The sequence below is a fragment of the Desulfonatronospira sp. MSAO_Bac3 genome, from assembly GCF_003838035.1.
Taxonomy (GTDB): domain Bacteria; phylum Desulfobacterota; class Desulfovibrionia; order Desulfovibrionales; family Desulfonatronovibrionaceae; genus Desulfonatronospira; species Desulfonatronospira thiodismutans.
On record NZ_QYZY01000093.1, the window covers coordinates 1 to 5,440 of the forward strand.

Here is a 5,440-nt window from a genome sequence, read left to right on the forward strand (position 1 = left end):
ACGCCACAGGCTCGGGCAGGGGAATTGAGCAGGCCATGGACCTGTGCCGGCCCCGGGGGACCATAGTGCTCAAGTCCACAGTGGCCCTGCAGGGCGAGGTAAACCTGGCCCCGCTGGTGGTGAACGAAATCACCCTGGTGGGATCACGCTGCGGGCAGTTCAGCCACGCCCTGGACATGATGCACAGGTTCCCGGACATGCCCCTGGAGCGCCTGATCACCCACCGCTATCCCCTGCACCAGGCCCTGGAGGCCTTTGAAGCAGCACAAAGCGGCCAGGCCCTGAAGGTTGTCCTGGAGGTGAGCTGAACCTTGAAGCGAATTCATCTGTTGTCCGGTTTATTATTCCTGCTTGTTAATGCCGTGGGCTTACCTGCAGGCTTGAGCTCTGCATGGGCGCAGGACTTCAGGGTGGCAATTCTGCACTCCATCAGGCATCCGGCTCTGGATGAAGCAGCATCCGGGGTCATCCAGCACTTTCAAGATAAGGATGTAAAAATCGAATTTACCCAGGTATTCATGAACCGGGAACAGGATGAAGGCAAAAATGAAAAGGATCATATATCAAAGATAAGCGAACTTGACCCCGACCTGGTAATTACCCTGGGTACCCAGGCATCGCAGGAGGCCGTCCGGAAAATGGAATCTGTAGATATTGTCTTTTCAGCGGTCACCGATCCGGTTGGCGCAGGGCTTATAACGGATATGCACAAGCCCGGAGGACGGGTTACCGGACTTACCGATATGAGCCCTGTGCGCGAACAGTTGGATATGATCACCTGGGTGCATCCCGGGATCTCAACACTGGGCATTGTGTTTTCCGAATTCGAGCAAAACGCGGTCTTGATCAAAAAAAGACTGCAGGAAATGGCAGGTAATTCCGGCCTGGAGCTGCTGACGGCTTCTGTCGGACCCGGAGGCGATGTACAGGATGCAGCTCTGGGAATACTGGACAGGGTGCAGGCCCTGTACATTTCTACAGACAACTATGTTGTCCAGCACGTATCCATGCTGGCTCGACTGTGTGCCTTGCATGACGTTCCCCTGTATGCTGCAGACCCCAGCTCCGTGGCTGAAGGGGCCATGGCCTCCCTGAGCATAGATTACCACAGTATGGGCCTGCAGACCGGGGCCATGGCCAAAAGGATCCTTGAGGGGGAAAAGCCGGGGGGCATTTCAGTGGAAAAGCCCAGGGAAGTAAACATTACCATCAACACCAGCTCCGCAGAGAAGATGAATGTGGATCTACCCCTGGACCTGATGCTGGCAGCGGACAGGGTGTATGATCATTTTCCGGAGATTGTTCAGTAGTAATTTTATAAGAAGGTGGCTCTTGAGAATGAGCAATCCCCCCCAGCCCTTCCTTGACCGGGCAGGGGAGAGGCTCGCGCTCTGCGTAAAATGACAAGCCGGGCGACACAGTTAAGTAGTCAAAGCGAAATGCCCTGGGATCTGGCTATCATTTTAATATGCCTTGACATAAATAGTTTTGATGTCTTAGCATCATCAGTATGAGGACAACATTAGCCATAGACAACGATGTCCTGGAAAAAGCAAGGGCTCTTGCCGCCAGGCGAAGAATCCCATTTAAGACTGTGATCAATGAAGCCCTCAGAGCTGGTCTAAGAGAAGTGGAAAAGCCAGCTTTGCAGCGGGATTACACAACCATGCCTCAACCCATGGGGCTTAAGCAGGGAAGAAACCTGGACAATATCCAGGAACTCCTGGCCCAGGTGGAAGGCGAGGATGCCAGGTGATACTTGTTGATGCCAATATTCTGCTTTATGCCGAGGACAGCCTTCATCCCAGGCATGACCAGGCCCGCAACTGGTGGGATGGGCAACTTTCAGGAACCCGGCCTGTTTGTTTTTGCTGGACAGTGCTTTCGGCGTTTATCCGCATTGGCACCAGTCCCCGGGTCTTTGAACGTCCGCTTTCCATAGACCGGGCAGTTGCGCGGGTTCAGAGCTGGCTGGATCAGCCCTGCGCGAGAATTATCCGGCCAACCGATCAGCACTGGAAACTGTTTCAAGACATGCTGATCAAGGGGAAGGCTACAGCCAATCTTGTCACTGACGCTCACTTGGCGGCCCTGGCCATTGAACACGGGTGTGTACTCGCCTCTACCGATTCTGATTTCGCCCGCTTTCCTGGCTTAAAATGGCAAAATCCCCTGACATGAAAAATAATGCGGGCCGGCAACGCCCTGGCAGTGCATCCTGGCAGGGATAAGTGTTTTGCATTGAGAAAATTTCAGACGAGCAGGCCCTTTAATCACTCCACCAGCCTGTCTTCAGGCAGGGAGATTTCGCGGTAGAGTTCGTCCGTGGCAGCCAGGAGCTCAAAGGGTGGGTTAAAGCCTATTTCGTTGGCTACCTGGATGTTGAAGGATATCTTGGGTGCGCCTCTGTCCACCATGTTCAGGGATCTGGGCTGTTTGCCTTCAAGGATATCAATTATCATTTGAGACAGAAAGTTGCCTCTCCTGCTGAAGTCCACGGTTGAAAAGCCCATGAGAGCGCCGGCCTCCACATCCCGGGAGCCGTTTCTGGCAAAGGTGGGTATTCCCTGCTCCCGCAGAAAGCTAAGAATCTTATCCACATCGCTGCTTTCCCAGTCAAAGGCCAGAAGAGAGGGAATGAAAAAGGCATCCATGCCCTTATCCAGGAGGTGCCTGATCCCTTCTAAGCAGTCCTGGACGGATTCTGTAGTGATTCTGTCGTATTCCAGGAGTTCAAATCCCCTTTCAGCGGCTATCCGCCTGGCGGCACCAAGGTTTGTAAACTGCCTGCCGCTCTCGGTGTCCGGATAGATCACCCCCAGCCGGTCGAATTCCACGATCTGGTGGAAAATATCGAACATACGCGGATATCTTTCCGGATCCAGGCGTACAGTAAAATTGTCCACACCTGAGTCCTGGGTGCTTTTCACAAAACCCGAATCCACAGGGTCGGAGACGGCCATGGCCACAATGGGTGTTTCATGGTTGTTGGCCGCAAGTATGGCCCGGGTGGCATCAGTGCCTGCTGCCAGGACCAGGTCCAGGTCGTCTCTTTGCATCAGCTCCCGGGCCTCTTCTTCCAGGAGCTCGTCCCTGTCCCAACCCGGGCTGTAGTGAGCATCCCCGGGGAAATCTATTTTTTCCAGCCACCCCCGGGCCTGCAAAGAATCCTTTACAGCCTGCAGCGAGTCCGAAAAAAGCCAGTACGAACCTCCCTCGATATAGCCCACCCGGTAGTTCTTCTCCTGCGCAAATGCCGGAGAGGCCAGAAGAATTCCGGCCAGTATCAGGCAGATAAAAGCCATGTTCTGCAGCCTGAAAAACTTTAGCATAACCTGCTCCAATTATTTTAAAATATGATGGAACTTTAAATTGTTTCCCGGACAAGGTCCAGTCGTAACCATTCAGGGGGTGCCAGCAATCGCCACCGGGAATAGACTTGAGGCGTACTCTCTAACCGTGAGCGGCAGAGCCGCCCGCTCGCCCCGTGAAACAGACTTTTGTCTCCGCGCAGCGGGTTTCACCGGGGTGTGCAACGAAGTTGCCCGTGCCAAAAAAAATCTTCTTAGGCACGGGAAGCCTTCAGGCTTCACACCCGACTAAAATACGCTTTGCTGTCCTGCGGAATTTTAGCGGGCAGGCAGGTGCTCCGCACACACGGTTTTGAAGAATAAAAATCCCCAGCAAGGCATTACCCGCCTGGCAGACAGGCAAATAGGCATATCTCCCCTATCAAGAGTTACGTCCAGTCAATTCCGGGCAATGAGCTCTCAGCATATACTGACGATGGTATCCCCGGCCCCGTGGACCTTGTAGAAAGGCCGGTGCATGACCAGGATGCCCATAAGCCCGCACGGCCCGTAAAATCCGCTGTACTTGGCAGTGGCGGTTGTCTCCTGCAATCCACTGGACCTGTCCAGGTAGGCGATATCTTCTTTGACCGAGTAACTTTTCTGCAGGATCCAGTATCTGTTGTGCTTATAACCTTCAGTGAGCAAAGATTTTATCCGCCCGGCGGTGTTGCCGGTCATGGCCTGCATGGAGTAGACCCCTTTGCTGCCCCAGTTGGCGTCCAGGTCGCATCCGGCATACTTGAGGAAATAATCCCTTCTTTTCCTGGGCAGCTGTAAAAATTCATGAATATCCATACGTTCCCCATCTTCCAGGACAATGTTTTCCGGGTCTACCAGGGTAGTATAAGGGAAGATCTCCCGGATTTCATCGGGGTACATATCCCTGGTTTTTTCCCAGAAAGGGAAGATAAGGGGGATTTTTTCGTCAAAGACGATGCTAGGCGGCAGGTCGTAGTGCAGCCTCTTGTTTTGCCAGGCATCAAAACGGGTTTTGAAGTAGTTGTCGGACATGAGCCCGTGAAAGGCATGGGCCCGAATAAAGTTGCAGTCATAGGCGCTTACGTCTTTGTCGTATCCGAAATATCTGACCCCGTGATCCCTGGTACGCTGCAGGAAAAAGCGCATCCCGGACTGGACCGAGGCGTTGTCCAGGAGGTGGTGCACCAGGGGCTGGTCATCCAGGTGTTTCTTCAGGTCCCTGGCGAACTGCCCGGCCATGGACCCGGGAAAGACGGGTTTTCCTTTAAAATCCTGGCTGAAATGCTCATAAAAAGAGTAGAGCTGCTCGCACTGGCACCACAGAGACCCCGGGCTCTGAATTTCCGAGATTTTTCCAGGCACAACTTCATCGGTGCGAAAAAAAGCGGGCTGCAGTGAAATCCCCATTTCCCGGGCCCGCTCGTGTAGTTCTTTGTGCCAGTTCCAGCCAAAGCTTTGGGGCAGTTCATTGATAATAAGCCCGGCAATGGCAGGGTCGGCTTCCTGAGCCAGGGAGGCCAGGAAAAGATCAGAAGTTATGTCCTGAAACTTTTGGATAAGCTCATGGCGTTTCTGGTATCCCTGCAGTACTTCCGGCTGCAGGGGATAGATATCCGCTGCCGGGCAGGTGCTGAAGCCTATGTCGACACGCAATAGATCGTTTATCTGATTGTCCAGAAAAGAAAAGTATCTGTCCATAAATCCTCAGGCAGAAGTTTCAGGTATTCATGACCTGACTCAAGGGCTGAGCCGGTTTCTGCGGATAAGAAAGCCCAGGTACAATATACTGCTGACCAGGGTCAGTATTCCGAAAAGCACCACAGAGCTTTCATAGCCCACCCTGGCGATGAGAAAGCCCATTACCAGCGGTCCGGCCACGTTGCCGGCCCTTTCCCAGAAGCGGTATATCCCCATGCCTGCCCCCGGGCCAAGCTTTTTTACGATATCAGTTTCAGAGATCACCGAGGCCTGAGAGGATACGGAAAAACTGTGGGCTATGCCCAGCATTATGACCATGACCAGGATGGGTATGAAACCGCTGAAAAGGGCGAAAGAAAGCATTGCCCCGGCAGTTATGAGCCCGCCCAGGAGTATGAAGTATTTGCGAA

General features: G+C 53.4%; 6 protein-coding genes and 1 pseudogene. 4 read left to right on the forward strand and 3 right to left on the reverse strand.

What is annotated here, in order from left to right:
* From D5S03_RS03410 to D5S03_RS03425, 4 genes and pseudogenes are all read left to right on the forward strand, one after another.
* A pseudogene (locus D5S03_RS03410) lies at nucleotides 1–308 on the forward strand (alcohol dehydrogenase); the annotation flags it as partial.
* Nucleotides 309–410: 102 nt separating this feature from the next.
* Nucleotides 411–1,310 (forward strand): ABC transporter substrate-binding protein, encoded by a 900-nt coding sequence (locus D5S03_RS03415; RefSeq protein ID WP_287042675.1) that lies wholly within the window; start codon nucleotides 411–413, stop codon nucleotides 1,308–1,310.
* Between the two features lie 200 nt (nucleotides 1,311–1,510).
* Nucleotides 1,511–1,756: a DUF2191 domain-containing protein gene (locus D5S03_RS03420; protein WP_287042676.1), complete on the forward strand. Its 246-nt coding sequence runs from the start codon at nucleotides 1,511–1,513 to the stop codon at nucleotides 1,754–1,756.
* The gene (locus D5S03_RS03425; RefSeq protein ID WP_287042677.1) at nucleotides 1,753–2,181 is read left to right on the forward strand and encodes a type II toxin-antitoxin system VapC family toxin; all 429 of its coding nucleotides are present in this window, start codon (nucleotides 1,753–1,755) and stop codon (nucleotides 2,179–2,181) included. The genes D5S03_RS03420 and D5S03_RS03425 overlap by 4 nt, the downstream gene beginning before the upstream one ends.
* Before the next feature lie 92 nt (nucleotides 2,182–2,273).
* Here the strand turns inward: D5S03_RS03425 and D5S03_RS03430 are convergent, their stop codons facing one another.
* The 3 genes from D5S03_RS03430 to D5S03_RS03440 form a co-directional block, all read right to left on the reverse strand.
* Entirely contained in the window at nucleotides 2,274–3,332 is a 1,059-nt protein-coding gene (locus tag D5S03_RS03430; protein WP_287042678.1) for an ABC transporter substrate-binding protein, read from the reverse strand.
* 438 nt (nucleotides 3,333–3,770) lie between these two features.
* The gene (locus D5S03_RS03435) at nucleotides 3,771–5,030 is read right to left on the reverse strand and encodes a hypothetical protein (protein WP_287042679.1); all 1,260 of its coding nucleotides are present in this window, start codon (nucleotides 5,028–5,030) and stop codon (nucleotides 3,771–3,773) included.
* A 39-nt stretch (nucleotides 5,031–5,069) separates the two neighbouring features.
* Nucleotides 5,070–5,440, reverse strand: a 371-nt coding sequence (locus D5S03_RS03440; protein ID WP_287042680.1) for an MFS transporter, incomplete at its 5' end; no start/stop codon positions are given.

Excerpts from the sequence above, each read along its gene's own strand:
- D5S03_RS03420 (WP_287042676.1), top strand. The coding sequence starts at position 1,511 with ATGAGGACAACATTAGCCATAGACAACGATGTCCTGGAAAAAGCAAGG.
- D5S03_RS03430 (WP_287042678.1), bottom strand. The coding sequence starts at position 3,332 with ATGCTAAAGTTTTTCAGGCTGCAGAACATGGCTTTTATCTGCCTGATA.
- D5S03_RS03435 (WP_287042679.1), bottom strand. The coding sequence starts at position 5,030 with ATGGACAGATACTTTTCTTTTCTGGACAATCAGATAAACGATCTATTG.